This window comes from Streptomyces sp. BV286 (genome assembly GCF_019090165.1).
Taxonomy (GTDB): Bacteria; Actinomycetota; Actinomycetes; order Streptomycetales; family Streptomycetaceae; genus Streptomyces.
In genome coordinates, this window is record NZ_JAHRIB010000172.1 from 21457 (window position 1) to 48264 (window position 26808).

Here is a 26808-nt window from a genome sequence, read left to right on the forward strand (position 1 = left end):
GGGCAGGTCAGAGCGGGTTTTCTCGCCAACCAGACGATTGGGCCGACGGTCGCATACCGTCGGCCCAACGCTGTCTTACTGCCCCTGGGCCGTCTGTGGGCCGTCCGACGCCGGATCGGCCCCGTCATACAGGCTGTCCACGGCCATGCGGGCGCGGGCGTCGCTGTTCGGCATGAGGTGGGTGTAGACCCGGAGCGTGAATCCAGGGTCGTTGTGTCCGAGGTAGCGGCTCAGCGCCTTGATGTTCTCCCCCGCGTTCAGCAGGACCGACGCGTAGAAGTGTCTCAGGGCGTGCATGCCGTGTTCGCGGGCGGCTTGGTGACGCTCGCCCGGCTTCGGCTCTGGTAGCACCCCGGCCGCTACGAGAGCAGGTTTCCATGCGCGGTCGTTGAAATCGGTTCGCCGAACCGCGCCCGTACCGTCAAGGCGGGTGAACAGCAACTGCCGTGTCACCGGGCGGCCGTCCTTCCGAAGCCACGGCAAGGTGATCGAGACCGGCGGGAACGCCTTCATGTGGCTCTTGAGGATGTCCGCCACGCGATCGGACAGGGGAACGTCGCGAAGCTTGTCCCGTTTCGGCGGACCGAACACGAGCCCCCCGGTCGTCACCTTGACCTGATTCACGACGTGCAGCCATCCGGAATCGAAGTCAATTTCGTCGACAGGTAGCCCGAAGATCTCCCCTTGCCGCATCCCGCACCCCGCCCCGAGATCGACCGCCGCGCGGAAGCGCTCCGGCAGCGCTTCCCGGACGCCGAAGACGCGTTCAGCCGTCCACGGCACTACCCGGCCGGCTCCCGGCGCAGGAGGGCGTACGGACTGCGCGCGACACGGGTTCTTCAACAGGTGGGCGTCATCGACGGCCGCGTTGAGGATCGTCGATACGCTGTTGTAGATCACCCGTCGGTACGACGACGCAGGTAGGGCCCGTTCCAACTCGCTCAGCCAGTCCCGGATGTGTTCAGGCTTGAAGGACCCGAGGGGGCGCGTCCCGATATATGGGATCGCGTGACCGCGAACCGCAGAGGTGACCGTCTCGCGGGTCGTCAAGTCGGTGGTCTGGGTACTCAGCCACTTCTCGGCGTACTGCCCGAACGTCACACGGCCGGCGGCCTGGTCCACGTAAGTGCCGCTGTCCATGTCGGCTTCCGTCTTCGTGAGCCACTTCTCGGCGAGTCGCTTCTGTCCGTCGGGGAAGCTTTTGGACTTCTCGGTGCCGTCGGGGCCGATGTACCGGGCCCGGTAGCGCAGGCCGCTTCCATGGCGGTCGCTCTTGATGCGGACGGCCTTGCCGGCCGCGTTGGTCTCGGTCTTGAACCAGCGGTCTTGGATGTGGCCTGCCATGTGGCGGCGGTCCTCTCAACACGCAGCAGGGAGAGCCGCCGGGTAGCGGCTCTCCCTGCTGTCTGCGGTGGGTGTCGGGTCAGGCGGCGGCGTGGTCTGCGGTCTTGCGCTGAGTGACGTAGGCGCGGACGTCGGTGGGGTCGTAGCGGAGGTGCTTGCCGATGCGGAATCCGGGCGGGCCGATTCGCTTCTTGCGCCACTGGTAGACGGTCTCTTTGGGGACCTCGAAGATTCCGGCGATGTCGTCGGGGGTGAGATAGCGGTCCGGCAGCCCGGCGCGGAGCGTGGCGCGCGGGTCCGGCTGTTCATGTGCAGTACTCATGGCATGTCCTCCGTGCGCGGGCCGGGGCAGGCTTCGGGGTGCGTGTGTGTCCGAGGTGGGGATTTCTGCGTCACCCGCGTCATCTGCGTCATGCACGCGTCTGACCTGCGGGTTTGGGGTGACGCAGAGGTTTGGGTGTGCGTCATCGGTGACGCAGGCTGTCCGTCATCGGTGACGCAGGTGACGCAGGTGACGCACGGTGACGCAGAGATATGCCGTCTGCGTCACCCGCGTCCGTGCAGGTCACCCGCCGTTTTGTGGGGTCGGGTGACGCAGGTGACGCAGCGTTCCCCTACTTAGGAAAAAAGGAGCGGGTTTCTGTGGTGGTGCGGTGCGCCTCAGGAAGTGAAGAAGGAGCCGCTTCGCGGCACGTCCTTGGCCGCCGCGGCGGCGGCGAACAAGCAAGAGGAGCACGCCGGGCCGGGGGTGCTCCTCTTGCTTGTATGCGGTAGGCGAGCCGGTCAGAACGCCCGTTCCTGCTCGTGCGGGGGTGGGGCGAGTCGGGTGATTTCGATGTAGCGGCCCTCTTTGGTACGGCCGGAGTCGATGATCACGCCCCGGGCGGCGAGGGTGGGCTGAAGACGCTTGAGCCGGTCGGAGAGAACCTTTCCGGTGGTCGGCCACCCCTTCGGCAGGGCGCGCAGTTCCTCGCCCGCGTAGAGGCGGCTGAGGCAGTGCAGCCACTGCGTGGACGTCATCCGCTCCTCCGCGCCCGCCTCCATGCCCGCCGCGTGCGCGATCACGGTCTGCGCCAACAGGTCGCCCTCGATCACGTCGTCGTTCAGGTCATCGAGACTGGCCCGGTAGGCGCTGAGCGCTCCCAGACCGGTCGCGGCATCGAGCTGCGCGCACAGGTGCGCGAAGTCCGCCATCCGCAGGTCCGTGGGAGTCTCGGCTGCAACAGCGCGGACCTTGACCGTGAGATCCAGCAGCGAGCCGAGAACGACGGGCAGGACCTCCGCGTACTCCGTCCACAGCTCATCCTCGGTACGCCGCACCCGGGGGCGCTCCAACCGCAGCGGCAGGAGCCGTTCCGCCAGGTCGGGGCGGATGACTCCCACGTCGATGCCGGTCAGGAGGAGAGGGCGGCGGTAGCCGACGCGGAACACGTCTCCGTCGGTGAACAGGGCGCGTTTGACGCTTTCGGCTCCGGTGACGATGCAGCACATGGCGTCGGACAGGTCCGGCGTCATGTGGGACAGGTTGTCCAGCGCGGTCACCCACCCCGCGGCCACGGCCGCGATCAGGTTCTCTTCGTCCTTGGGTGCGCGGCGCAGGTCGCCGGTCATGCCCTCGATGATCCGCACGAGCATCCGCCCGCCCGTGGACTTGCCCGCGCCCTGCGGTCCGGTGAGGAACGGCGCGGGGACGGGCACGGACGGTCCGAGGCAGCCGATGAGCCAGGCGATGGCCAGGCACTCGGTCTCTGCGGTGGCGAAGTTGCACAGCCTCATCAGGAGGTCGATGCCCTTGCCGTCGGTGTCCTTGACGGGCAGGGGCAGTTCGCCGGTGAGTTGTGTGCGTCGCCAGCAGACCTCGCGCGGGTCGGGGGTGAGGATGTCCCAGCCCGAAGGGTGGATGCGGACGGACTGTCCGTCATCGCGGCCCAGGTCCAGCCACGTCGCGCCGTCGAATCCCGGGGCAACGCGGATGTGGACGGGCTGTACGTCCTCGGTCAGGGCGAGTGCTTCGATCAAGTCCAACGCCTCCTTGAGTGCACTGCCGTTGAACACGCCGGCCCCGTCGCGGAAGAGGCCGACCATGAGTTCCTGCCGGTGGCTGCCCGTGGTGCCCTGGGAGCGGATCGGACGGGCCACGGGGTGGGCGTTCTTCTGCGCGTACACGGTTCCGTCGGCGGTGCGGAAGTACCGGAAGTGCGCTTGCGCGTAGTCGGTGATGACCTTGCGAGCTGGGTCCTTCTCGTCCTCAGACATGGCTACAGCCCCAATGCGGTACGGGCGTTGGTCCACGCGTCGGTGCAGTGCCGGACGGTTTCGCCCTTGGCCTGCGCGGCGGTGAACAGCCGCGCGGCGTGGGTGTCGGTGAGGCAGCCGCACCGGCCGTGCGTGGACAGCACCGCGAGGAACGTCCGGTAGACGGTCGCATGCACCGCGCTGGACGCCTCGGTGATGCGCTGTACGGCCATGGCAATGCCACGGTCCAGATAGGCGGGCGTGCGATGCGGGCACGCCCCGCCCTGACCTCTCAGGGGCACTGTGACGGCCTGTGGCGCCCTGCGGGCGGGGGACGTCTCCTTTACTGCGAGCGCGCGCACCACGGCGGGGATAGCGGCTGTGGTGCCGGTGCCGGGTCCGAGCCAACGGGCGTACGCCATAAGGGACTTGATGTCCACGCCGGGCCTGACCGCGTTCACGGACTGCATGACGCCCTGGTAGATCCAGTGCTCGCCCCGCGTCGTCGCCACCGTGCGCGTCGCGGGCAGGGTGGCGCGGGCCCATTCGATGGCCGCCGCGTCGTCCAGGTCGACCACAGTCAGCCCTGCCCCGCCGGGGTGGTAGGCGACCGCAGCGGCCGTACGCCACGCGGTCGCCCACTGCGGGGAGTTGAGGGTGTGCGGGTCGGTGGTGGCGGCGGCCCACGCGTGGCAGGGGTACGGGCAGGCGCAGGGCCCGGGGGTCCGCATGTTCGGCCGGCCGCCGCACACGTTCCGGGCGCAGGAACGGCAGTTGCCGAATGGGCCTTTCCCTGCTCGCAGGGGCAGCACGGGCACGCCGTGCGCGGCGAGTGTGAGCGCGGCGGGCACTCGCCGAATGTCGGTGGGTTGCGTCATGCTGGGAGGCCTCCAACAGGTCTGAAGAGGGCTGGTTGGCAAGGGCGGCCCCGGGTTCTTGGCGGAATGGGGGGCCGCCCTCGGCGTAGCTACTGGCCGTCGGCGGTGAAGCTGAGGGCGTACTGATGGCGGACGTAGGCGCGCGGGTCGCAGGTCACGTCCGGCTGGTCGATGTCCGCCAGGTAGCGGGCCGCCGCAACGGCGGTTTCGGTGGCGTCGCAGGGGGCGTCGGGCTCGTCCAGCAGCGCGATGCGGTCGAGCAGTGCGGCCTTGCGCAGGTAGAAGTCCCGGTCCAGCTCGGTGAAGCACTCCAGGTTGGCCAGGGTGCGGGCGGTCCATCCGATCTCGTCGAGGATGCTGGGGGCGTTCGCGTACGCCTGCTCCGGCGTGGGGAACGGTCCGTGGAGGGTGGGGAGGCGGGTCATGGGTGGTGGTCTCCTGTCAGCGCTTGGAGCCGAAGAGCCTGAGGCTGATGCCGCCGATGCCGAGCGTTCCGGCGACGCCTCCGACGGTGGCGGCGGTCTGTGCGGCGAAGTCGAGCAGGGCGAGGAACGCGGCGACGAGGCCGAAGACGCCCATGACGCCGGCGCCCGCGATGGCGAGCGGGTACAGGTAGTGGCGCAGGGGCCGGCCGGTCCGGTCGGTGCTCTGCACGACGATGACGACCGGTTGTCCGGTGGCTTCGGCGCGGCGGTAGGCGTCGGCGGGGATGTGCGGGGCGATGATCCCCGGCGGGTCACGGTGGCTCATCCGGAATCCCTTCTCGGAATGGTTCAGGGAGGCGGAAGCACCCCCTGAGGTGAGCGTGTGGAGCGGGTTTCAGGGGTGTTGACCTGCGGGCCTCCCTGACTCCCTGAGAGATCATTTGTGCAGGTCAGGTCCAGGGATGCGGGCCAGGGAGGGGTTCAGGGAGTTCTCCCTGCCTCCCTGCCCCGCTACCGGTCGGCTCCCTGTCACTCAGCGGCAGAAGCGGAACCGTCGATGTCGCGGTTGGTGAGGGCGCGGGTGAGGCGGTCGCGGCCGATGACCATGACGCCGTCGGACTTGTAGGGCTCGGCTCCGGTGCCGTCGAGAACGCGGGTGAGGTCACCGAACGACCAGTCGCCGTAGGCGTCTGCGTTGAGGGCGGACAGCCGCTTGATGACGTCCTGGGTGCGTACCCGGGAGGCGGTGCCGACCACGGATGCGATGTCGGTGAGCGGGTCGCGGTCCTCGCCCCGTTCGATGACGTGCAGGGTGGTGACGCCGTCCCGGAGTGCTTTGGCGCGGTCGGCGATGGCGTGGGCCGCGTCGGTGTCGATGTAGTGCGTGCGCACCGTGATGGATGCCTGCCCGGCGGGGATCTCGATGCCGTCGGACGCGACGACCAGGGTTCCCTTGTCGAGCCCGGGGCGTAGCAGGTGCGGGGCGGCGCCGCCGTCGACGGCCTTGTCGCTCAGGGCCATGCGGGCCTGCGACTCGGTACCGAGCGCGAGGGAGGCGCGGGTGTGGGCTCCCTCGCGGACCAGCTTGGGGAGGTTCTGGTCGGTGGGGTCCTGGGTGCCCTGCCACAGCAGCACGTTCACGGCGCGGCCCTGGTTGTGGACCTTGCGGCAGGCCATGAAGTACCGGGAGTTGGCCTTGGACCCGCCATAGGGTCGCTTGTCCTCGTCCTTGGCGGGGCACATGAACGCGACCTGTGCCTCGTCGACCAGCAGGATGAGCGGCGGGAACGCGGTGCCGGGCGGGGCCTGGAGACGGCGGTTCATCTCCTCCACACCGCTTTCCAGCATCTCGGTCGCCTCGATCACGTGCTCATCCGTGGGCCCTTGGATGAGGACGGTGGCGAGGCCGTCGAACATGGCCCAGTCGCCGGCGCCCTTCAGGTCGGCCACCCGGAACTCGACCGTGCGGTCCAGTGCGATCCACAGCGCGAGTGCACGCAGGGCGGCGGTCTTGCCCTGGTTGGACATGCCGGTCACCAGCAGCATTCGCTGAAACAGGCTCAGCAGGGCGGCATCGCCGCGCAGGTCCTGTCCCCAGGGGGCGCGGCCCTTGGTGTAGTCGGCGGTCATCGTCTCGTCCGTGACGAGCGGAGACGGGCCGATCGGCTCATCGAGCGCTCCGGAGTCGGCTACCCACAGCCGCACGGTGCGGGCCGCCTGCGGGATAGCGATGAACACCTCGTGCTCATGGCGGGTGAGGTTCTCGGCGAGCTTGCGGCGCTTGCCCTGCACTTCGTTCGTCGACACCCCGGAGGGCAGGGTGACGTCGACTTCGACGCCGCATCCGGCGATCCGGATCGGACCGAGCATGCTCGCGCCGGCGTCGCCCATGTCCTTGATGGCGTTGCGCAGGGCGGGCACTCCGAGGTCGCGCAGGGCCTTGACGACGATCGAGGGGGTGATCGGTTCGCCCTCGCCGTTGCGGACGTTGTCGGGCAGGGCCCATGCGGGGGCGGCCTGCTGCTTGCTGCCGACCGCCCACAGCGCGAGCAGCGCGAGGAACGGGCCGATCGTCAGCGCGGGTCCCCAGACGACCTGGACGATGGTGATCAGCAGATTGATGAAGTCGACCACGGCCATCAAAGGCGTGACGACGTGCGTGACGTCCTTCGTCGCAATGGCCATCACGATGCCGAGGGCGACCAGCGAGCCGATCCCCATCCCCGTCCCGACCAGCACACCCTTGGCCGCGTCGATGGGTGAGGTGAGAAGGTCCATCCGGCGGCGGTGCCGCGCGTCACGGAAGCGCTGCCCGCGCTCCTCCCACTCCGCGGCCACCTCGTAGTTGCCCTGCGCTTCGGCGGCACGCAGGAGGCGTTCGTAGCGGGCGGCGGTACGGCCGTCCCAGGTCCGGCGGGCCGCGATCCGTGCCCCGCCCACAACGTAGAGGCTGTGGCGGGCGAGTGCCCGGGCGCCGGTCTTGGTGCGGTCGTGCGTAACGGCCGTCTTCACGGCGCGGCCGGAGCGCACCCACAGCGGTACCACGGGAGCGGCCGGCGGGTCGGGGACCACGGTCAGTGTGGTCACGGACGCGACCGGGGCAGGGAGATTGGTGTCTTTGCGCAGGTTGATGACGTTCTCGGACATGCTTGAGGTCTCCTCGACTCCCCCAGGTCCGGGGGCGGTAAGGGCAAGAACGGTGAGGGTGGGCCGCCCCGCGCAGACAGGCGCGGGGCGGCGGGTCAGGCAGCGGCGGCGGGAACGATCTGGCGGGCGAGGTGCTCTTTGCCGTGCGCTTCGCGTTCGTCCTGCTCAAGCAGGTGCAGGAACTCGCGGGCCTGCCGGCGGGACTGGCGCTCGATACCCAGGGCGTCGCGCTTGTCGCGCACGAGCCGCTCGACGACGTCCTTGCGGCTGAACTGCATGGCGTGCACGAGTTCGTGGACGAGGGTCACGGCGAACTCGCCGTCGTCGCGGTGCTTGTCGGCGATGACCAGCACCAACGCGCTTCCGTCGGGGCGTGGGATCGCACAGGCAAGAACGCCGCGCGCCACCTGCTTCGCCTCGCGTTCCGCCCGGGAGGTTGCTTTGCGGTCGGTGCTGCCGACCAGGGCCAGCGTGGCGGCGGCGGCCAGTTCGGCCATGCCGCGTTCGGTGGTCAGGGTGACCTCAACGTCGGGCATCCGGCCGGGAACGGCCCGGTTGACGATCCGGACTGCCTGCTCGGTCAGCCGCTTCGCGGTGCGGAGGGTGGCGCCATATCCGGGGAGTTTGTGCGTGCTCACAGTGGTCTTCACACGTGTCTCCGTCTCGAATTTCCGCAGGTCAAGCGGGGAGGTGGGTGAGGCAGGTGCCGCACATGCCGAGCGAGGTCGGGATGCAGTACCCGGCATCGAGTCGGCAGCGCGGGCAGGTGCGGCGGGCGAGCATCGCCAACGCGAGCGCACCCCACTTGCGCGACGTCATCGGCCGGACGGGCTTGGCCAGGTCCTCGCGGTAGAGATAGGCGACACGGACTGTGCCGCGCCGCCGGTTGACCCGCATGACCTGCGCCTGGATCGGCTGACCACCCGGACGCAGACCCTTCGCGCGGAGCTGACGGCGGGTCGCGAGACCCTCGTCGGGGGCGAGCCGCCACGGGTAGGTGGGGATGCCGTGACGGGCACCGGTGGGGTCGAAGCACTGGGCGTAGATGCCGGGCATCAGGCGACCATCCGCTTCCACGCCGCCCGAAGGCGGACCTCAGAGGCGGAGTGGCCGGCCGCGCGGAAGCGCACCGCCATCTCCCGGTAGGACAGTGCGGGCGACTCGCTGTGCCGGATCTCATCGACCAGCGCATCCAGCGCCGCATCCGTGAGGGCGGGTGCCGCTTCCAGCCGGAACGCGGAAACCGGCTCCACCGGGCCCCACACGGGGAGCTCCCAGCGGGGCGTGACGTCGGCTGTGACGCGGGCCGTCACGCTGGTCAGGGCCCTGCCGGTGTCTTCGCCCTCACGCGCTGATTCCAGCGTCGACCACGCCCGCGACAGACTCTGTGCGGTCTTGGCCTGGACGCGGGCGACGCGGGCGCCGGCCTCGGTCACGGCCGTCAACCGGGTCTCTTCGGTCGCGGCCTCAGAACGCAACCGGGCGCGGGCCACGGCCGCTTCATCACGGGCCTCCTGCTGGATACCGCGGATCGCCCCGAGGGCGTTGGGGGTGAGGGCGGTGCGCTCCCACAGCCCGTGGACCAGCCACAGGGCTTTGGCCGCGATGGGCAGCCAGGCCACGGCCAGCCACGCACCCGGGTTGTCCTCGCCAGTGAGGGCGTGAGCGATCAGGACTCCGGTCGCAACCAGGCCGAAGGACCAGCCGACGGCGGTCACGGCGTTGCTGTGGTCGCCCTGCGCGGCCAGGCGCCGTTCGTAGGCGAGGGTGGCGAGCCATCCGCCGTCGATCCCGAGACCGACGATGAGGGCGACCGGCCACGGCATCGCCCCGCCGAGCCACATCACCACCACAGCCAGCGTGAGAACCATGGACACGGCCGTCATCGCGACGGCGGGCAGTACGGTCTTGGCGCTCATGCGCCCACCCCCGGAACCTGCATCGCGGCGGTGTTCGCCAGCGTGCGGCGAGCGGCCAGCACCTTGCGGTGGGCCCGGCGGATACGCCGCGCGTCCAGCTCCGTCGGGATGCGGTCCAGCGTGATGATCTGTGCGTCCAGCAGCTCGATGTTCGCCTGGATGACGGGCATCTCGCGGTCGATCGCGTCCAGCTCCGCGGACGTCGGCTCGCGGTCGAACTCAGCGGCGGTAACAAGCGCCTGAACAGTGACGATGGAGTTCATGGGTCGTGTTCTCCCTGCAAGGTGGCAACGGCCCGAACCGCGCCCTCGGTGTTAGAGCACCGGGGGCGCTTGCCGTTGGGGTCGGAACATCCGGCTCCCCGCGCCCCGCCCGTACGGCCTCCGCAAGATGCGGGACCGGACGGCCGGAGGAGGCAACCGACGCAGCACGAGCCGCCGCGAAGGCTGGAAGAGAAGGTGGACCGAGCTACCGCCCAGGCGACGCCGACCGGTCCATCACGGCGACGCCCAAGGCTGTCGTTGACGCATCTGGACTCCCGAAGATCGAAGGGGCAAGGAATTGCACTGCAAGGGGGACTACGTCCCCACACGCCGGCCGTTGCTCGCGGTCACCGGGCCACCTCGCCAGTCGGGCCGAAGCCCTGTTCATCTGGCCTTTAGCGGGATTGCAGCGTCCCCGCCCTTTGCGATTCGTGCAGGTCAAGCACTTGCGAACACAGCCGGTGAAGCCCTTCCGGGCCCGCCGCGCTGTCCTGACCTCAGATTGACCTAGGTCAATCTGGCTGTCAAGGGGATGCGAAGACGGATCAGAGATTGACCTAGGTCCGGTTACTCTCGAAGCCATGGACCAGAGCCCCGAAGCGCCCAAGCAGACGCCCACGGCCAAGGAGATCGCGGCGGAGTTCCGCGAGAAGATCACGGGCCCCGACCGCGAGTACGAGCCGGGCGTCCAGCTCCCAGCCGCTCGGAAGCTCGCCAAGGAACTTGGCGTGCAGCTCATGACTGTTCAGAGCGCGTTCGGTCAACTCCGCGACGAGGGGTTGGTTCTCACTCAGCAGGGCCGCGGAACGTTCGTCCGTGATCCCTCCGTGCCCCTCGGCACCGAGCCGGGTAGTAGCCCGGCGTTCACGGCCTTGGCGGCAGAGCTCAGCACGATTCATGACGCCCTCCACTTGCTCGGGGAGCGTCTAGACCGGCTTGAGCGGCTCGTGGGTAGCGAGACTCCACCGTCGCCGTGAGTTCGTCCGCGCGCCTCAGCAGTCGTTGGACCTTGACGCGCGCCTTGCTCAAACTCGCTTTGATCAAAGCGAGTTCAGCAGGAGTCATGCCTTCCAGCTCGCCGCTTCGCTCATTGATCCCTGACATGCCAATGAGCATGTGGCCGGGAACGGCAGAGGACCCGGACAGTCTGTCCGGGTCCTCTTTCCTTGCAGATCAGGAGGGTTGACGACTCGTCATCGAGTGACTTCGTCCACGGCGTCCAGCACTGCCTCCCACGGGAGGTCACGCCCCGCCGGCGCTTCGCGCGGCTCGTACAACGGCCAGACGTCGGGGCCGTAGACGATGCGCACGGCCCCTGCTCGGAGAGTGTCGATGTGGTGCTGCCATGCAGGGTGGCGAGCGTGCGCCGCGTTCACACGAGGGAAGACGACTACGGGCAACCCGAGGGTGCCGATCGCCTCGCCCACCTGAGTCAACGCCTGGTTGTCCATCAGGCCCGTGGCGAGCTTGGCCACCATGTTGGCCGACGCAGGGGCTACCACGTAACAGTCAGCCGGCGGGTGCGGCCGGGCCTTGCCGGGCAAGCGCGGTTCATCGCGCACGGGCAGGCCGGTCAGCTTCTCCATTTGCTCGACCTCGCCACTCATCCGCAGCCACTGGCCTGCCGTCGGCGTCAGAGTGACTGCCACCTGCCATCCTCGCTCCATCGCGGGCTCGACCAGGCCGGTGCGCAACACCTCTACGCCTCCGGCTGCGGACCCGACGACTCCGAGCACCCCGCGCTTGCCTGAACTCACTGAACCGCCCTGCACCGTTGAGCCATCACGAACACCTCGGACGATCGCGAGCCACCGGTGACCGGTGATTGCTTGATCAGGTCTCGCAGTGTCTCGCGCACCCTGGGATTGTTGCGCACGAGCTGAGGCGAGGTGCGCTCAGCCGTGCGGAGTTCCGTGAACGCCTCATCGCCTTGTCCGTTGAGCGACAGGGCACGCGCGAAGTCGATGCGGTGTGACACGCCGCGTTCCTGTGGCATGTGGTCGACGTTGATCCGGCCGTGTTCCACCACGTACGACACATTGTCGAGGTCCAGTTCAACCGACAGACGGTGAAGCAGGGCGTTCGTGGGCCCGAAGCTGGTCTGCCAGTAGTTTTCATCCGAGCCAAGGTCATCCGCGAGTTCCTCGGCTCGATCCAGCAGACCGGTTGCCGTGGGCCGGTCCTGGTGGCGGGCCGCTGCCACAGCGGCTCGGAGATGGATCATCCCCAGCAGACTCAGTGCCGCAGGGTCGTAGTCGGTCACCTGAGACGAGAGCCATGCGGCGGCCGTGTTGCCCAGCTCCAACGCGTCGTCGTACCGGCCGTTGGCCAACAGGGCGTGCGTGCCGGACCGTGCGGCAGACGCCAACACGAGCGGGTTGTCAGACTCGTCCGCAGCACGCATTGCGCGCTCGGCAGCGAGCCATGAGATGTCCGATTCACCGATCTTCGCGAGCGTCGTTGCTGCGAGGTGGTGGGTACGTGCCGATACTGCCCAGCAGTCGCTACGGTCCTCGCCGCGCCGTGCAGCTCGCTCCTCCAGTTCTTGTGCAGTCTGGAGGAGCGCGGGAAGCGCGGCGATGACGCTGCCGAGCCGCCCGCTCTGGTAGTCGTTCCACGCCTGCTCCACACGCACGGCCACGGGTGCAGGTGTGGGGAGTTGCACCTCAGCCTCAGGGCCGAAGAGCAGGCGAGACAGCCGGCGTGGGCTCATGAGGGCGTCGCGCACGGCCGGAACGTCGTCCTGCTGCCTTTCGTCCTCCATGAGCACGGTCTGACCGAGAAGGTCTCCGAGGGGCACACGCAGGATGCGCGACAGCTCCGCGAGCATGTCGATCCGGGGAGGCTTCCGGCGCCCTGTCTCGATCTTCGCCAACCAGTCGGTGCTACGTCCGACCAGGCCGGCAAGCACCTCTTGGGTGTAGCCGCGACGCTTGCGGTAGAAAGCGATCCGTTCACCGATGCTGAGGTGATCTCCAAGACCACGCATAGCGTGCTGCCTCCTGCGGAGTTGTGGGGGACCGTCTAGCGGTACAGAGAGCTTGGCGGCCCCCGGGTTCACTCACCCTGACAGTTTGTCAGGGTGGGGATCTCTTGGCACCGCAACGTTCACGCAGTGTGGTTCGCTGCTTCGATGAATTGAATTATTTTAGCGAGCTGCTTCGACAGGTGAGATTTCTGGTCAGGGAGCTCACCCCAGCCGCTGCATACTGTCCGAGCGATCTTATTTTTGTCTGGATGGAATAGGTCGCCTGACGTTTTACGCAGTGCAAGTGGATTGGTCCATCGGTCTCCATTCCATGTGAACTTCGGGGCATTAGGGTGTACGTCAGCTACTGCCGCCGCAAGAAGCTTAGAGGGCGCATAATTCTCGATCGTGTATCCCTCTGTGACCCAGGCGAATCCCGTGGTTAGGTCTCTCTCGAACTCGTCAATCACTCTCTTCTTTGTCGGAGAAATTCTGGCTCTACCTGATGTTTTATCACTATCGATGATGATAGAGGTGTACCGATTCAAGCGGCGAAGCTCGATAAAGTCCGTCACCTCGTTATCGCTTACGGTGAGATGATTGAGAAGCCTCCCTCCGTAGAACATGATTGAGTAGTGCAGGCCTTCAATCAGGTCCGGATTGAGCTGTGAGATCCAATGTTGAAGGTAGATTCGATCGGATGGACCCTCGACCCAGATGATCGCATTTGTTTGCAAGATGTCTGATGGTCTATAGCCGAGGTCGACACACACTTCCGAAAGCTCTGCCGGCGTAGTGGCTGGCGCCAACGTGCTTTGTTTTCCATCGTGAGTTACATGGACAATGTTTGACCTCTTATAGTCCAACAGGTGGGCGGAGTGCGTAGCGATGACGTATTGGTTTGTGGTTTGACTGTACAGGTATCTGATTAGTTTCCTTTGATATTCAGGGTGCATGTGTACTTCCGGTTCTTCAATGCACACGACCGACCCCTGAAGGACTGTGGCTGCAACCGCCAGGATCACCACCTGGTGGATGCCGGTACCCAAGTGCTCTAGTGGCAGCACCTTTCCATCATGATGGATGTTGAGTGTTTGGGCGCCGTACGGCACTTCGAGTCTCGCGTCGGCGTCCCCCAGAATGTTTCTTAGGAAGTCATTGACGGCTACGAAGCGAGCGGAGTCCGCTTTGTAAGAGACTGCCGGAGGATTCTGGAGTTGTTGGAGTTGATTTAGAAGGCCCGTACCGTCATAAGACTCCACGGCGTCCGCAGAGGTTATTTTCCTAAACGCTTCGATTGTCACGCAAGGCGGCAACTTCAACTTTTCCGCGGTCAAGATTTTTTGAAGGAGGTTTTTAGCGTTCTCGATAGTTGAGGTGACAGGGTCATTTTGATTGTACCCGCGCGTCAGGTCATTGCTGGCTTGCATTGACTGATTGTAGAGCTCGGGAGGAGCTATCGATGCGAGCTGCTTCGGGTCGAGTGATCGTTCCTCCGTGAAGCGAAACCAAGTATATTCACTGCCGTTCGGATGTAGTTCTGGGTTTTCAATTAGCTTGAGCAGGAAAGCGCCAGCCTGGGACTGATCGATCCTCTCTGGCAGCTGCGGGAAGGTCTTCCGAATCTCCTCCGGGGTTAGTCTGATTGGGATTGAGTACGTAAAGTAGTCATCTCTCTCCGCGTGTTCAGGAGTGTCAAGCTCGTCAAATGAGATACGTCCAGATCCCTTCAGCACTTTGGCTACGGATCGAAGGAAATTCGACTTTCCGGAATTATTTTGTCCGGCCAGGAGGTTGACCTCAGCGAACGGCCCTGCCTGTTGCACATGACGGCCGAAGCTGCGGTAGTTAGAAACTCCGAATCCACGTAGAAGAACTCGACTCATGGGTGTCAGCCTCCTGGGCGCGTTCGGTATCACCAATCCTGACAGGATCATTGTTGCGCTTCATGGCCCCGGGCACCCCGGGAACCCGTGGAGAGGGAGGTGACGAGCGCGCAGGAGGTTCAAGCCGTGCGAGACGGGCCGTCTGTGGGCCGTCGGAGGGTGGCCCACAGCGACCAACAACGACCAACGACGACTGTCCGACCGCAGGTCAGCGCTGCGCCGACGTCGATCGCGGGAGGTCGCTCCGGGCCGACGTCACTTCCTGCGCAACAAGCGCCAGGAGTGGGAGGAGTACCGCAGCGAGGTGACGGCCTTCGAGCTGCGGAAGAACCTGCCTGTGCTGTAGGTGCAGGCCATTGCAGTTTTCCCGCCAGAACGACACGTGGGGCCGACGGTTGCGAACCGTCGGCCCCATGGCGTCTGACCCGATCCGGGCCGTCGCCGGACGCGCCTCTGGTCCGACCGGCACCGCATCGCCGCCCGTGTCCAGCGGGCCTCAGCCAGGATTCCGTGAATCTCGTTGTGCCCACTCCCCATCTCGCTACGCTGCTCGCACGGCGTGACAGAGCGGTCACGGACGACAGTGAGGACATGCGCGTGCTGAATGAGGTGTTGATGGCGCTGTCCGCGGCGGGTGGTACCGCTGTGGTACAGGCAGCGGGTACTGACGCGTGGGCGGGTTTTCGGGGCAGGGTCGCCAAGCTTTTCAGCCGGGGAGACGCGCAGCGTGAGGCCACCGAACTGGAACGGCTCGATCAGACAGCGGTCGCTGTCGTGGGGGCCGGCCCGGGAGAGACCGAGCGGGTAAGGATTCGTCAGGAGTCGTCCTGGCAGACGCGCTTCGAAAGCCTCCTGGAGGGCCTGAGCGCCGACGAACGCGACCAGGTTGCCGCTGAACTGCGTGCCGTGCTCGACGAACACGCCGACGTGTTGGGGTCGGTGTCGGCCGGACCGGGTGGGCTGGCCGTCGGCGGGAACCTGGACATCCGCGCCGAGGACGGTTCGATCGCGGCAGGAGTGATCAACGGAGGTGCGGCGATCGGTTCCCCTCCGAAGCCGGATCCGGTTCAGGGCTGACCGGACCGGCTATAAGCGGCCCTCCTGCTTTTCGTCCAGGTACCGCACGGGAGAACGGTCTCGTCGTCAGCGCGAGCGACCAGAGCATCGCTGTGGGCTACGCCGCTCAGGTCGTTCAGTACGCAGCCGAACGGCAGCCTGTGGCATGGCCGTACCGGATGGGTGTCATCCCTGCGGAGGCGCACTGTTTCCAGCATCGCAGTGCCGTGGACCATCTCGACGCGGCAATGGCCGACGGTGGGACGGCGGTGCTGTGCCAGGTGCTGTCGGGTACCGGCGGTGTCGGCAAGACACAGCTCGCGGCTCGCTACGCGCGCCATCAGTGGAGCGCCGGCACGGTGGATCTGCTGGTCTGGGTCACTGCGGGCAACCGGGACGCGATCGTTTCCAGCTACGCGCATGCCGGCCGGAAGCTGGCCGGTGCGGATGGTGGAGATCCTGAACAGGCCGCCCAGGACTTCCTGATCTGGCTGGAGGTCACTGACCGCCGTTGGCTTGTCGTACTGGATGACCTCGCTGACCCTGGTGATCTGCGGAGCCTGTGGCCCCCGGAGCACCCAACGGGGCGTGTGGTGGTAACCACACGACGTCAGGATGCCGCACTGGCCCACGACCGGCGGCGGTTCATCACCGTCGGTCTGTTCACGCCGGAAGAGGCCACGGCCTACCTCGTTGCCAAGTTCGCCGAACGCGACATACGGGACGACCCTGAGGAGATCCGGGGACTCGCCGCGGATCTGGGCTGTCTGCCGCTCGCCCTCGCGCAAGCCACCGCCTACATGGCTGACCGGCGTATGGGCTGCGGCGAGTATCGAAGGCGACTGGCCGACCGGCGGAGCGCGCTCTCGGAGATTCTTCCCGAGGACGGAGCGCTGCCGGACGAGCAGCGCTCGACCGTGGCCGCCACATGGTCGCTGTCGATCGAACTGGCCGATCAGCTCAAACCGGTCGGTCTGGCCCGTCCCATGCTCCGACTGGCCAGCATGCTCAACCCCAACGGCATCCCCCTCCCTGTGCTGACCAGCCCCGCGGCCCTGGCCTGCCTGGGGCCAACCGCCCGCCTGCCCGAAACCGCCCGCGAAGCGATGCTGTGCCTGCAGCGGCTGAGCCTCGTCGACGTCGACCTCGTGGAAGGCAGTCTGCGAGTCCACAGTCTCATTCAGCGGGCCACCCGGGACGAGTCCGTGGCGGCCGGGGACGAGTTCGGCCGGATCACCGAGACGGCAGCGCAGGCACTGCTGGAGGCCTGGCCTGCCGTCGAGGCGGACATGGGCGGTGAGGTACTTCGAGCCAACACCGAGGCGCTGCACAGGAATTCGGGATCGATCCTCTGGTCGGCGGGCACCCATGACGTGTTGCTACGGGCGGGACGCAGCCTGGGCAGGGCTGGACAGTTGGCTTCGGCGATCGACTACTGGGAGAAGCTGCAGAACGTCGCCGAGGACTGCCTCGGCCCTGATCACCCCGACTCGCTCGCCATCCGCGGTCACCTGATCGGCTCGCGCTTTCGCACCGGGGACCGGATGGGGGCGATCACCGCGGCCACCCATCTGCTCGACGACTGGAAGCGGAGCCGAGGCCCCGACCACCTCGGCACGCTGACCATCCGAAGCAACATCGCCGAGTGGCTCGGCCGGTCGGGAGATCTGGACGCGGCCATATCTGCCACCAGTTCACTACTCGCCGATCAGACGCAGGTGCTGGGCGCGGAGCACTCCGACACGTGGGCCACCCACCGCATGCTCATTCACTGGCATCTCAGTGCCAGCGATCCCGGATCCGCGATCGCCGAATTGCGGAAGCTGTACGCCATTCAGCTTCGGGCGCTGGGGCCCGAGCACTCCCAAGTTCTCTTCATCCGCCGCCGACTGGCCATGCACATGCTCGACACGGGAGAGAGTCCATTGGCGGAGGTGGAGCTGAGAGAAGTTCTTGCCATCCTGAATCGCACACTGGGCCCGGAACATTCCGAGACCGTACGCACCAGCCGCGCGCTTACGCACTGTGTACGACTGGTTGCGAAGCTGAAGCGCCAGCAGCAGGCCGAGGAATCTCGTGACGGTCCCCACAGCGCCGCTGCATCCGGCACTGCGAAGAGCGTACCCAAGCAGGCGAAAGGGAAGCCGAAATCCCAGGCAGTCATTGCTTTGGAAGGTCATATCGCGGCCCGCAGAGTGAGAGCCGGAAACAATGGGGCATCCATCAGCATTCTCCGCCGTCACCTCGCACTTCAGCGTGAGCAGGAGGACGGTCGAACGGACGCGGTGGCCGCACTGCGTTTGGCTCGCGATGACATCGAACGAAATCTCGGCCCGGATCACCGTGAAACGCTCGCGGTCCGGGGTGCCATCGCTGAATGGCTGAAGCGGGCCGGCCGCCTGACCGACGCGGCCTCCATGCTGGAGGTACTGCTCGACGACACCGAGCGGTTGTTTGGTCAGAAGGACCGTGCCACTGTGGCGACGCGCGCGCACCTCCGCAGTGTGCTCCAGCTCCGCGGGGGAGATGCCAGGTCATGGCACGGTCGTATTCACAGGACTACGTCCCCGCCGTCCGCCTCAAAGTCCGCCTATTTCCTGCGCTGGCGTGCGGCCGACGGCACTCCACAGTCGATGGGCCCTTTCGAGAGCGGCGATGTCGCGCGGCAGGCGGGCGTATATGCGAGAAACGGGGGTGGCACAGCGATACAAGTGGTCAAGCAGGAGGCCGATGACCGGTCCACCAAAGAAGACCCGCTTCCCTGACGCTCGGTTGTCCGCGCGCTCGATCCGAACCGCCGCCCGTCGGCGTCGGCGGACGACCGGATCGGTCACTGCTGGGCGCCCATCCGTTGCCGTCCGGTTCTTGAAGTATATGAACGTGGCGCCGTCGTCGAATGCGTACGACCTCGGCTCGGACACCTCAAGACCGCGTTCGGTCAGTTCGGCGTGGGCCGCCTTGATGCCGGTGGTTCCTGCGCAACAAGCGCCAGGAGCGGGAGGAGTGCCGCAGCGAGGTGACGGCCTTCGAACTGCGGAAGAATCTGCCTGTGCCGTAGCGGCAGGTCGAGCGCCAAGAGAGCGGAGTCGTGAAGCATGGGAGAATCAGCTCACTCTGAGACGCAAAAGACCGGCTGGGGCAGTGTGTTGTTCAGGTCGGGTGGCATGAAAGCCCCTTCTGATCCGCCTGTAGGCCAAGGGGGCCTCGCTGTTGTTTCCTACTATGTTGAATCCTACGAGAAAGAGTATGCCAGGATACGAAATTTCTCTAAAATGAGAGTAAGCGGTGTGATTACTCTTGTTGCGACTCTTAATGCAGGGATCGCCGTCCTGGGAGTGGCCAGCGCGGCCTGGAAATATCCGTGGTTCGGTCTGGCGAGTACTGCCCTTGCTGGGGTTGTCGGAATTCTGGCAGCTCGGAATAACCTGTTCCGTGATCAGGAGCTCTGGCAGCTCAGATCCATGATTCTGTCGAAACTTCAGCAGATCAAGAGAGAGATGAGGTACCGCATTGCGAGCGGTGAGGACGAGCAGCTCGTGGCATCTGAGATCATGAAGAAGCTCGACGAAATTCTGGATCAGGATCTGGCCGGCTGGTCCGGCGTGAGTCGTTCCGCGAGTGCGCCTGCTGAAAATACTTCACCAAGGTTGAACTCTACGAATTAGATGCTGTCGACTGCGTAATGAGGCTGAGGTTTGGCGGCCCACCTGGGCAGAGACGGATTTCTGGCTCGCTGAGGATGTCACCCAACCCCGCGCCCTCTGCGAGGCGCGGGGCACCATTGGCGATTGCCGACGTTTCAGGGCCGGAGAGGCCCGGTTACGGCGTCTACCGCGCCTGGTCCGACGAATCCTTCATCAGTTGGTGCAAGGGCTTCGTGGCGCGCTCGCGGAATTCCTGGATGGCCCAGCCGTTGCCGTCCGGGTCCGTGAAGTGCATGAACGTGCCGCCGTCCTGAGGGGCGTACTGGACGGGCTCGCTCACCTCCAGGCCCCGGGCCGTCAGCTCCTCGTACGCCGCCTTGGCGTCCGCCACGACCAGCTGCATGCCGTGGTACGTGCCCGGCTGGGGCGTACCCGTCGGGATCGGCACACCCTGGGCGAGCGCGATCGAACAGCCGGAGCCCGGGGGCGTCAGCTGTACCACGCGGGTACCCGGCATGACCTCCTGGTCGAGGTCGACGTGGAAGCCGACCTTGTCCTGGTAGAAGGCCTTGGACCGGTCGATGTCGGAGACCGGCAGCACCATCACTTCGAAGGCCATGTCCATGGACGACTCCTTTGTCGTACGCGATGAGTAGGTCGTACGTCAGTCAGCAGGTCGTGCGTCGGTCGAACCGCCAGCGGGTCTGGCTGAACGGCTCCCCCTTACCGAAGCCGAAAACGGTCCCGGGCGCCACCGAGAAGACGAGGGCTTTGCCGGAACCGTGGTGGAAGTGCCCGTTCCGCACCTCGAAGTGCCAGAAACTGCCGTACTTGCTCTCCCAGGCCGCGGCCAGCTCGCGCAGCCTGTCGTCGTCGGAGACGCGGACCGCCTCGCCCTCGGCCACGAGGTCGTACCCCTCGTTCCAGGTGTTGGTGCCGGTGGTCAGTACGACGTGCGGGTTCAGGGCGAGGTTGCGTGCCTTGCGCTCCTCGGGGCCGGTGCAGAAGTGCAGCGCGCCCCGCGACCACACCGCGGGCAGCGGTGTCACATGCGGCCGCCCGTCGGGCCGTACTGTCGAGATCCAGAACAGCTCCGCTTCACGGAGCAGGGCCTCGGCCTCGGACCAGGGGCGGGCGGTGGCGGTCTCGTCGCTGTACCGGGCATCCAGTTCGGACCGTGGTTCCATGAGCTCTCCTCCTGGACCTGGTGGACTGCGGGTGGTCCTCGGCGGACCACGGGGGTTTCCCACAAGGGCAGACCCCGGTCCGCGGCGGAATTCATCGGTCCGCGCGACCCGTTCCCCCCTCGCGCGGCCGTCGGCTCCCCTCGCGCGGTCAGCGCCCAGGGGAGCGGGCGGGCCGGCGCGGTGGCCCGTGACGGTGGCCGAGGCGCGTGGGGCGTCGAAACCGTCCTCCGCGTCCAGGCGCTTCGCCCAGGCTCTCCGGTTAGGCTCGACCCCGTACGACCTTGATCGTGTGGGAGGACGGAGGCCGGGATGACGGTGCCGGGACGCAGGAGCAGTACCTTCACGCGTCTGCTGCGGCACGGTTTCACCGATCCGTCGGCCGCCGAGCGGCTGCTGGACAGCGCGGAACTCGCGGCGGTGACGAACGACCCGGTGCTGCTCGACGCGCTGGGAGCCACCGCCGACCCGGATCTGGCCCTGCTCGGGCTCGTACGACTCGTCGAGGCGCAGGAGAGCCCCGCGGGACAGCGGGAACTGCTCGACACGCTGATCGCGTCGAAGCCGCTGCGCGACCGGCTGCTCGGGGTCCTCGGCGCGTCCACCGCGCTCGGCGACCACCTCGCGCGCCATCCCCTCGACTGGCAGGCCCTCGTGACGTACGAGGCGCAGGACCTGCACCCGGGCGTAGTGGAGTTCGAGCGCGGGCTCGCCGACGCCACCGATCCCGTGTCGCTGCGGGTCGCCTACCGGCGGTGCCTGCTGTCCATCTCGGCCCGTGACGTGTGCGGGACGACCGACGTCGTGCAGGCCGCGGCCGAGCTCGCCGACCTCGCGACCGCCACCCTGCGGGCCGCGCTCGCCATCGCCCGGACCGCCGCGCCCGAGGACGCCGCGATGTGCCGTCTCGCGGTGATCGCGATGGGCAAGTGCGGTGGCCACGAGCTGAACTACGTGTCCGACGTCGACGTCATCTTCGTCGGTGAGGCCGTGGAGGGAGCCGACGAGGACAAGGCCCTGCGGGCCGCCACCCGGCTGGCGTCCCACCTGATGCGGATCTGCTCCGAGACCACCGTCGAGGGATCCATCTGGCCCGTGGACGCCAACCTGCGGCCCGAGGGGCGCAACGGACCGCTCGTACGGACGCTCAGCAGCCACCTCGCCTACTACCAGCGGTGGGCCAAGACCTGGGAGTTCCAGGCCCTGTTGAAGGCCCGGGCCGTCGCCGGGGACGTCGACCTGGGCGAGAAGTACGTCGCCACGCTGTCACCGCTGGTGTGGCAGGTCGCCGAGCGGGACAACTTCGTCACCGACGTGCAGAAGATGCGGCGGCGCGTCGTCGAGAACATTCCGCCCGCCGAGATCGAGCGTGAACTGAAGCTGGGGCCCGGCGGGTTGCGGGACGTCGAATTCGCTGTACAAATGCTGCAGTTGGTGCACGGCCGGGTCGATACCTCGCTGCGGAGCGGGACCACGCTGGACGCCCTGAAGGCGCTGGCCGCGGGCGGGTACGTGGGGCGCGTCGACGCCGTCCAGTTCGACGAGGCCTACCGGTTCCTGCGGTCCATGGAGCACCGCATACAGCTCTTCCGGCTGCGGCGTACGCACCTCGTGCCCGAGGACGAGGCCGATCTGCGGCGTATCGGGCGCTCGCTCGGGCTGCGGACCGACCCCGTCACCGAGCTGAACCGTGAGTGGAAACGGCACGCCGGTGTGGTGCGGCGCCTCCACGAGAAGCTCTTCTACCGTCCGCTGCTCGACGCCGTCGCCCAACTCGCGCCGGGCGAAGTCCGGTTGAGTCCGGGCGCGGCCAGGGAGCGGATGGTCGCCCTGGGCTACGCGGACCCCGCCGCCGCGTTGCGGCACCTGGAGGCGCTGGCCTCCGGCGTCTCCCGCAAGGCCGCCATCCAGCGGACCCTGCTGCCCGTCCTGCTGGGCTGGTTCGCGGACTCCGCCAACCCCGACGCGGGCCTGCTCAACTTCCGCAAGGTCTCGGACGCGCTGGGCAAGACGCCCTGGTACCTGCGGCTGCTGCGGGACGAGGGGGCCGCCGCCGAGAACCTCGCCCGGGTCCTGTCCGCCGGGCGGCTCGCCCCCGACCTGCTGATGCGCGCGCCCGAGGCCGTGGCACTGCTCGGGAACGGGGACAGCGGCGGCCTCGAACCCCGGGCCCGGCCCCATCTGGAGCAGGAGATCCTCTCCGCGGTGGGACGGGCCGCCGGGGGAGAGGCCGCGGTCAACGCCGCCCGTGGCGTGCGGCGGCGGGAGCTGTTCCGCACGGCTGCCATCGACATCGTCAGCTCGTACGGCACCGAGGAGACGCCGGCCAACGCCGACCAGGGCGCGCTGGTGGACCTGGTCGGGGGTGCCATCTCGGATCTGACGGCGGCGACGATCGCGGGCACCCTGCGGGCCGTCGTCCGGGACGGCTGGGGCGACACCCTGCCCACCCGCTTCGCCGTCATCGGCATGGGCCGCTTCGGCGGACACGAACTGGGTTACGGGTCCGACGCGGACGTGCTGTTCGTGCACGAGCCCCGGGACGGCGTGGGCGAGGAGGAGGCCGCCCGGGCCGCCAGCGCCGTCGTCTCCGAGATGCGGCGGCTGCTGCAGATGTCCAGCGCCGACCCGCCGCTGCTCATCGACGCCGACCTGCGGCCCGAGGGCAAGTCCGGCCCGCTCGTACGGACGTTGAAGTCCTACGAGGCCTACTACCGCCGGTGGTCGCTGGTGTGGGAGTCGCAGGCACTGCTGCGGGCCGAAGTCGTCGCCGGGGACGAGGAGTTGGGGCAGCGGTTCCTGGAGCTCGCCGATCCGCTGCGGTATCCGGCGGAAGGGCTCGGGGAGGACGCCGTGCGGGAGATCCGGCGGCTGAAGGCCCGGATGGAGTCGGAGCGGATGCCCCGCGGGGCCGACCCGACGCTGCACACCAAGCTGGGACGGGGCGGCCTGTCCGACGTGGAGTGGACCGTGCAGCTGCTCCAACTCCAGCACGGGTGGGCGGAGCCGGGGCTGCGGACCACGCGTACGCGCGAGGCCCTGGCCGCGGCGTGTGCGGCCGGGCTGATCTCCGGCGAGGACGCCGGGATCCTGGACGAGGCCTGGGTGCTCGCCACCCGGGTGCGCAACGCCGTGATGCTGGTGCGCGGGCGGGCCGGCGACACGTTCCCCTCCGACGGGCGCGAACTGGCGGCGGTGGGGCGGTACCTGGGGTACGGGCCGGGTCACGTGGGGGACATGCTCGACGACTATCGGCGTACGACGCGACGGGCCCGGGCCGTGGTGGACGAGCGGTTCTACGGGGCGTGACCTCGCGGGCGGCGAGCCGGTCAGCGGGCACGCGGCCGCACCCGAATCCGGTGCCCCGCCGCCGCCCCTACCCGTCCTGTCCCTTCAGGGCCGCCGCGCCCTCGAGCCCCCGCTTCAGCCCGCGCGTCGGAGCCTCGCCGTCCTTGGAGTCCTCGGCGTCCTCGGAGTCCTTGGAGTCTTCGGACACCGCCGGACGGGCCGTGATGCCGTCCGGGACGCCGGCGCGGCGGGGGCGGCTCAGTGCCACTCCTGCCAGGACCACTCCCATGCCCACGATCACGCGCAGCCCGATCTCCTCGTCCAGTACCAGTGCGCCCAGCGCCACGGAGACCACCGGGAGCAGATAGCCGACCGTGGCCGCGCTCGTGGGCCCCTCCTCCGCTATCAGCCGGTAGTTGAGGTAGAAGGTGACGCCGGTGCCGAGGATGCCGAGGGCGGCGATCGCCAAGAGGCCGGTGGCGTCGGTGCGCGGCGGGCCGGCCGCGGGGAGTGCCAGGGTGGTCCAGGCGGTGGCGGTCAAAAGTTGGGCGGCGGAGACGGCCAGGGGCACGCCCCGGCCGGTGAGCGTGCGGGCCATGTACGCGAAGGCGACGGCGTAGCTCGCCGCGGCGGCCAGGAGAGCCAGGGCGCCCCAGGTCAGCAGGCCCGAGCGGTGCCAGGGGGCGAAGATCAGGAGCGTGCCCGCGAAGCCCAGGAACAGGCCGGTCAGGCGGGTGCGGCCGAGTCCGCGGTCCGTGCCCAGGCCGATGCCGATCAGCAGTGACCAGAGGGGGGTCGTCGCGTTCAGTACGCCCGCGACACCGGAGTCCACCGTCTGCTCGCCGATGCTGAAGAGAGCGAACGGGACGGCGTTGCAGAACAGGGCGGCGACGATCAGGTGGGCCCAGGTCCCGCGGTCGCGGGGGAGGCGCTGGCCCGCCGAGCGTGCCAGGAGAAGAAGTACGCCCGTGCCCAGCGCACAGCGGGCGATGGTGATCTGGGCCGGGGACAGACCGTGGTTCAGGGCGATCTTGATCCAGAGGAATCCGGAGCCCCACAGGAGTGCCAGGGCGGCCATGCGCAGGGAAGAGGTGAGCGGCATGCGTCCACGGTCCGCCAACGGGACTGTAAGGACAAGTGAAAGATCTTGCATGCACTGTTAACCTCACCTACATGCTTGATGTGCGACGCATGCAGATGCTGAGGGCCGTGGTGACCAGCGGGTCCGTGACGGCGGCGGCGACGCGGCTCGGCTACACGCCGTCGGCGGTCAGCCAGCAGATCGCGGTGCTGGAGAAGGAGGCCCGCACCCCCCTGCTCGAACGGGTGGGGCGCGGTGTGCGGCCCACCCGGGCGGGGCTGTTGCTCACCGAGTACGCGGACGCCATCGGGCGCCAGGTCGCCGAGGCGGAGACCGCGCTCGACGACCTGCGGGAGGGGCGCACGGGACGGCTCGCCGTGCGGTACTTCGCGACGGCGGGGGCCGCGCTGGTCGCCCCGGCGGTGGCCCGGGTACGAGTCGAACACCCGGGCGTACAGGTGGAGTTGAAGCTCATCGACCCCGAGGACCCGCTGCCGGCCGTCCGGGAGGGCCGGGCGGACCTGGCTCTGGTGGTGCGGCCGGACGCCGAGGACCGGGAAGAGGAGGAGGGGGCGGGTGGCGTACGGCTGGTGCGGCTGCTCGACGATCCGTACCTCGCCGTGCTGCCGAAGGGGCACCGGCTGGCGGGGCGGCGGACCGTGGCGCTCGCCGACCTCGCCGAGGAGCCCTGGGTCGGCAGCGAGTGGCCGGGGCCCTGTCTCGACGCGCAGCTCTCGGCGTGCGAGGCCGCCGGGTTCCGGCCCCGGTTCGTGGTGGAGAGCGAGGACTACGTGACCGCGCAGGGGTTCGTCGCGGCGGGGCTCGGCGTGAGCCTGGTCCCGCGGCTGGGCCTCGGCAGCCCGCACCCCGACGTGGCCGTACGGCAGGTCCGGCGGCCGGAGCCGGCACGGGTGATCTTCGCGGCCGTACGGGAGTCGGCGGCCCCGACGCCCGCCCTGCGCAGCTTCCTGGCGGCGCTGCGGGAGGCCGCGGAGAGGAGCGGCGCGGCTTCCTGACCAGGTCGCTCCGCCCGCGGCTAGGCCTTCTTCGGCAGCCGGAACCGGCCGGGCTCTCTCGCCGGGACCAGTTGCGGCAGCGCGTACGGCAGGGAGCCGTACCAGAGCCTCGCGACCGTGAAGCCGAACGCCAGGCACGCCATGCCGCCCACCGCGTCCAGCCAGAAGTGGTTGGCCGTGGCGACGATGACCACCAGGGTCGCCGTGGGGTAGAGCAGGCCCAGGACGCGGACCCAGGGGACCGAGGCCAGGGCGAAGATCGTCAGGCCGCACCACAGGGACCAGCCGATGTGCATGGAGGGCATCGCCGCGTACTGGTTCGACATGTTCTTCAGGTCGCCGGAGGCCATGGAGCCCCAGGTCTGGTGGACGACGACCGTGTCGATGAAGTCGCCGCCGTTCATCAGGCGCGGCGGGGCCAGCGGATACAGGTAGTAACCGACCAGGGCCACACCCGTCGTCGCGAAGAGGACCATGCGGGTCGCCGCGTACCGGCCCGGGTGACTGCGGTAGAGCCACACCAGGACACCGAGGGTCACCACGAAGTGCAGCGTCGCGTAGTAGTAGTTCATGCCGACGATCAGCCAAGTCACCGAGTTCACGGCGTGGTTGACGGACTCCTCCACGGCGATGCCGAGGTGGTGCTCCACCTTCCAGATCCAGTCGGCGTTCTCCAGCGCCTGCGCCTTCTGCTCCGGAACGGCGTTACGGATCAGTGAGTACGTCCAGTAACTCACCGCGATGAGCAGGATCTCGAACCAGAGCCGGGGGCGGCGGGGCGTACGCAGCCGGCGCAGGAAACGGTGTCCCGCGCGGCCGTTCGCCTCGTCCGCGACGGGCTGTGGAGGGGCCTGCTCCTGGCCTTCCAGTGTCGTCACGGTGCTCTCACCCATAGGGACAGAGTCTGCCAGATGAGCCTTTCCTCACCGATCATCCCTCGGGTGGGTCCTGGTCGCACGTTCTACACCTGGAGTA

24 protein-coding genes and 3 pseudogenes are annotated in these 26808 nt (G+C 67.9%); 8 read left to right on the forward strand and 19 right to left on the reverse strand.

From position 1 onward, the window contains the following. Window positions 1-75: 75 nt before the first annotated feature. From KUF83_RS31330 to KUF83_RS31380, 11 genes are all read right to left on the reverse strand, one after another. Window positions 76-1344: a site-specific integrase gene (locus KUF83_RS31330; RefSeq protein ID WP_217458371.1), complete on the reverse strand. Its 1269-nt coding sequence runs from the start codon at window positions 1342-1344 to the stop codon at window positions 76-78. Window positions 1345-1423: 79 nt separating this feature from the next. Continuing rightward, the gene (locus KUF83_RS31335) at window positions 1424-1666 is read right to left on the reverse strand and encodes a helix-turn-helix domain-containing protein (protein WP_217458372.1); all 243 of its coding nucleotides are present in this window, start codon (window positions 1664-1666) and stop codon (window positions 1424-1426) included. 461 nt (window positions 1667-2127) lie between these two features. Next, window positions 2128-3600 (reverse strand): virulence-associated E family protein, encoded by a 1473-nt coding sequence (locus KUF83_RS31340; protein WP_217458373.1) that lies wholly within the window; start codon window positions 3598-3600, stop codon window positions 2128-2130. A 2-nt stretch (window positions 3601-3602) separates the two neighbouring features. After that, entirely contained in the window at window positions 3603-4457 is an 855-nt protein-coding gene (locus KUF83_RS31345; RefSeq protein ID WP_217458374.1) for a bifunctional DNA primase/polymerase, read from the reverse strand. Window positions 4458-4546: 89 nt separating this feature from the next. Then, complete coding sequence (locus KUF83_RS31350; RefSeq protein WP_217458375.1) at window positions 4547-4882, reverse strand: hypothetical protein; 336 nt, start codon at window positions 4880-4882, stop codon at window positions 4547-4549. Window positions 4883-4898: 16 nt separating this feature from the next. Then, window positions 4899-5207: a hypothetical protein gene (locus KUF83_RS31355; RefSeq protein WP_217458376.1), complete on the reverse strand. Its 309-nt coding sequence runs from the start codon at window positions 5205-5207 to the stop codon at window positions 4899-4901. A 203-nt stretch (window positions 5208-5410) separates the two neighbouring features. Further along, window positions 5411-7528, reverse strand: coding sequence for an ATP-binding protein (locus KUF83_RS31360; RefSeq protein WP_217458377.1), 2118 nt, complete (start codon window positions 7526-7528; stop codon window positions 5411-5413). A 95-nt stretch (window positions 7529-7623) separates the two neighbouring features. Continuing rightward, window positions 7624-8178 (reverse strand): hypothetical protein, encoded by a 555-nt coding sequence (locus tag KUF83_RS31365; protein ID WP_217458378.1) that lies wholly within the window; start codon window positions 8176-8178, stop codon window positions 7624-7626. Between the two features lie 28 nt (window positions 8179-8206). Continuing rightward, window positions 8207-8584 carry an RRQRL motif-containing zinc-binding protein gene (locus KUF83_RS31370; protein ID WP_217458379.1) on the reverse strand — a complete coding sequence of 126 codons (378 nt, stop codon included), beginning with the start codon at window positions 8582-8584 and terminating at the stop codon, window positions 8207-8209. Beyond that, a complete protein-coding gene (locus KUF83_RS31375) occupies window positions 8584-9447 on the reverse strand; it encodes a protein spdB (RefSeq protein ID WP_217458380.1) in 864 nt (287 codons plus the stop codon). Before KUF83_RS31375 ends, KUF83_RS31370 begins: the two co-directional genes overlap by 1 nt. After that, window positions 9444-9710 (reverse strand): DUF6284 family protein, encoded by a 267-nt coding sequence (locus KUF83_RS31380; protein ID WP_217458381.1) that lies wholly within the window; start codon window positions 9708-9710, stop codon window positions 9444-9446. Before KUF83_RS31380 ends, KUF83_RS31375 begins: the two co-directional genes overlap by 4 nt. A gap of 581 nt (window positions 9711-10291) precedes the next feature. Here KUF83_RS31380 and KUF83_RS31385 point away from each other — a divergent pair. After that, window positions 10292-10687, forward strand: coding sequence for a GntR family transcriptional regulator (locus KUF83_RS31385; protein WP_217458382.1), 396 nt, complete (start codon window positions 10292-10294; stop codon window positions 10685-10687). A 216-nt stretch (window positions 10688-10903) separates the two neighbouring features. On the opposite strand, the gene KUF83_RS31390 is transcribed toward KUF83_RS31385, so the two are convergent. The 3 genes from KUF83_RS31390 to KUF83_RS31400 form a co-directional block, all read right to left on the reverse strand. Continuing rightward, window positions 10904-11359: a flavoprotein gene (locus KUF83_RS31390; protein ID WP_374106211.1), complete on the reverse strand. Its 456-nt coding sequence runs from the start codon at window positions 11357-11359 to the stop codon at window positions 10904-10906. A gap of 104 nt (window positions 11360-11463) precedes the next feature. After that, window positions 11464-12699: a helix-turn-helix domain-containing protein gene (locus KUF83_RS31395; RefSeq protein WP_217458384.1), complete on the reverse strand. Its 1236-nt coding sequence runs from the start codon at window positions 12697-12699 to the stop codon at window positions 11464-11466. Between the two features lie 119 nt (window positions 12700-12818). Next, entirely contained in the window at window positions 12819-14564 is a 1746-nt protein-coding gene (locus tag KUF83_RS31400) for an ATP-dependent endonuclease (RefSeq protein WP_217458385.1), read from the reverse strand. A gap of 259 nt (window positions 14565-14823) precedes the next feature. Here KUF83_RS31400 and KUF83_RS43070 point away from each other — a divergent pair. From KUF83_RS43070 to KUF83_RS31410, 3 genes and pseudogenes are all read left to right on the forward strand, one after another. Further along, window positions 14824-14910, forward strand: a pseudogene (locus KUF83_RS43070) (glutamine synthetase); the annotation flags it as partial. Between the two features lie 245 nt (window positions 14911-15155). Beyond that, window positions 15156-15641, forward strand: coding sequence for a hypothetical protein (locus KUF83_RS31405; RefSeq protein WP_254644653.1), 486 nt, complete (start codon window positions 15156-15158; stop codon window positions 15639-15641). A gap of 206 nt (window positions 15642-15847) precedes the next feature. After that, on the forward strand, window positions 15848-18385 hold the full coding sequence (locus KUF83_RS31410) for a tetratricopeptide repeat protein (RefSeq protein WP_217458386.1): 2538 nt from the start codon (window positions 15848-15850) through the stop codon (window positions 18383-18385). Here the strand turns inward: KUF83_RS31410 and KUF83_RS43075 are convergent. Next, window positions 18336-18625 (reverse strand): annotated as a pseudogene (locus KUF83_RS43075) (hypothetical protein); the annotation flags it as partial. The gene KUF83_RS31410 and the pseudogene KUF83_RS43075 sit on opposite strands and share 50 nt — an antisense overlap. Here KUF83_RS43075 and KUF83_RS43080 point away from each other — a divergent pair. Both KUF83_RS43080 and KUF83_RS31415 read left to right on the forward strand, forming a co-directional pair. After that, window positions 18589-18678 (forward strand): annotated as a pseudogene (locus KUF83_RS43080) (glutamine synthetase); the annotation flags it as partial. The pseudogenes KUF83_RS43075 and KUF83_RS43080 overlap by 37 nt on opposite strands. A gap of 37 nt (window positions 18679-18715) precedes the next feature. Beyond that, on the forward strand, window positions 18716-19285 hold the full coding sequence (locus KUF83_RS31415) for a DUF4231 domain-containing protein (RefSeq protein WP_217458387.1): 570 nt from the start codon (window positions 18716-18718) through the stop codon (window positions 19283-19285). Window positions 19286-19448: 163 nt separating this feature from the next. On the opposite strand, the gene KUF83_RS31420 is transcribed toward KUF83_RS31415, so the two are convergent. After that, entirely contained in the window at window positions 19449-19889 is a 441-nt protein-coding gene (locus KUF83_RS31420) for a VOC family protein (protein WP_217458388.1), read from the reverse strand. A 43-nt stretch (window positions 19890-19932) separates the two neighbouring features. Continuing rightward, window positions 19933-20451, reverse strand: coding sequence for a pyridoxamine 5'-phosphate oxidase family protein (locus tag KUF83_RS31425; protein ID WP_217458389.1), 519 nt, complete (start codon window positions 20449-20451; stop codon window positions 19933-19935). A 309-nt stretch (window positions 20452-20760) separates the two neighbouring features. On the opposite strand from KUF83_RS31425, the gene KUF83_RS31430 reads away from it, so the two are divergent. Next, window positions 20761-23757 carry a bifunctional [glutamine synthetase] adenylyltransferase/[glutamine synthetase]-adenylyl-L-tyrosine phosphorylase gene (locus KUF83_RS31430; RefSeq protein WP_217458390.1) on the forward strand — a complete coding sequence of 999 codons (2997 nt, stop codon included), beginning with the start codon at window positions 20761-20763 and terminating at the stop codon, window positions 23755-23757. Window positions 23758-23824: 67 nt separating this feature from the next. On the opposite strand, the gene KUF83_RS31435 is transcribed toward KUF83_RS31430, so the two are convergent. Further along, window positions 23825-24838, reverse strand: a complete 1014-nt coding sequence (locus tag KUF83_RS31435) for a DMT family transporter (protein ID WP_254644654.1) — start codon at window positions 24836-24838, stop codon at window positions 23825-23827. Window positions 24839-24909: 71 nt separating this feature from the next. Between KUF83_RS31435 and KUF83_RS31440 the strand changes: the two genes are divergently transcribed. Further along, window positions 24910-25833 (forward strand): LysR family transcriptional regulator, encoded by a 924-nt coding sequence (locus KUF83_RS31440; protein ID WP_254644655.1) that lies wholly within the window; start codon window positions 24910-24912, stop codon window positions 25831-25833. Window positions 25834-25853: 20 nt separating this feature from the next. Here the strand turns inward: KUF83_RS31440 and KUF83_RS31445 are convergent, their stop codons facing one another. Then, window positions 25854-26726, reverse strand: coding sequence for a phosphatase PAP2 family protein (locus KUF83_RS31445; protein ID WP_217458391.1), 873 nt, complete (start codon window positions 26724-26726; stop codon window positions 25854-25856). Window positions 26727-26808: the final 82 nt, after the last annotated feature.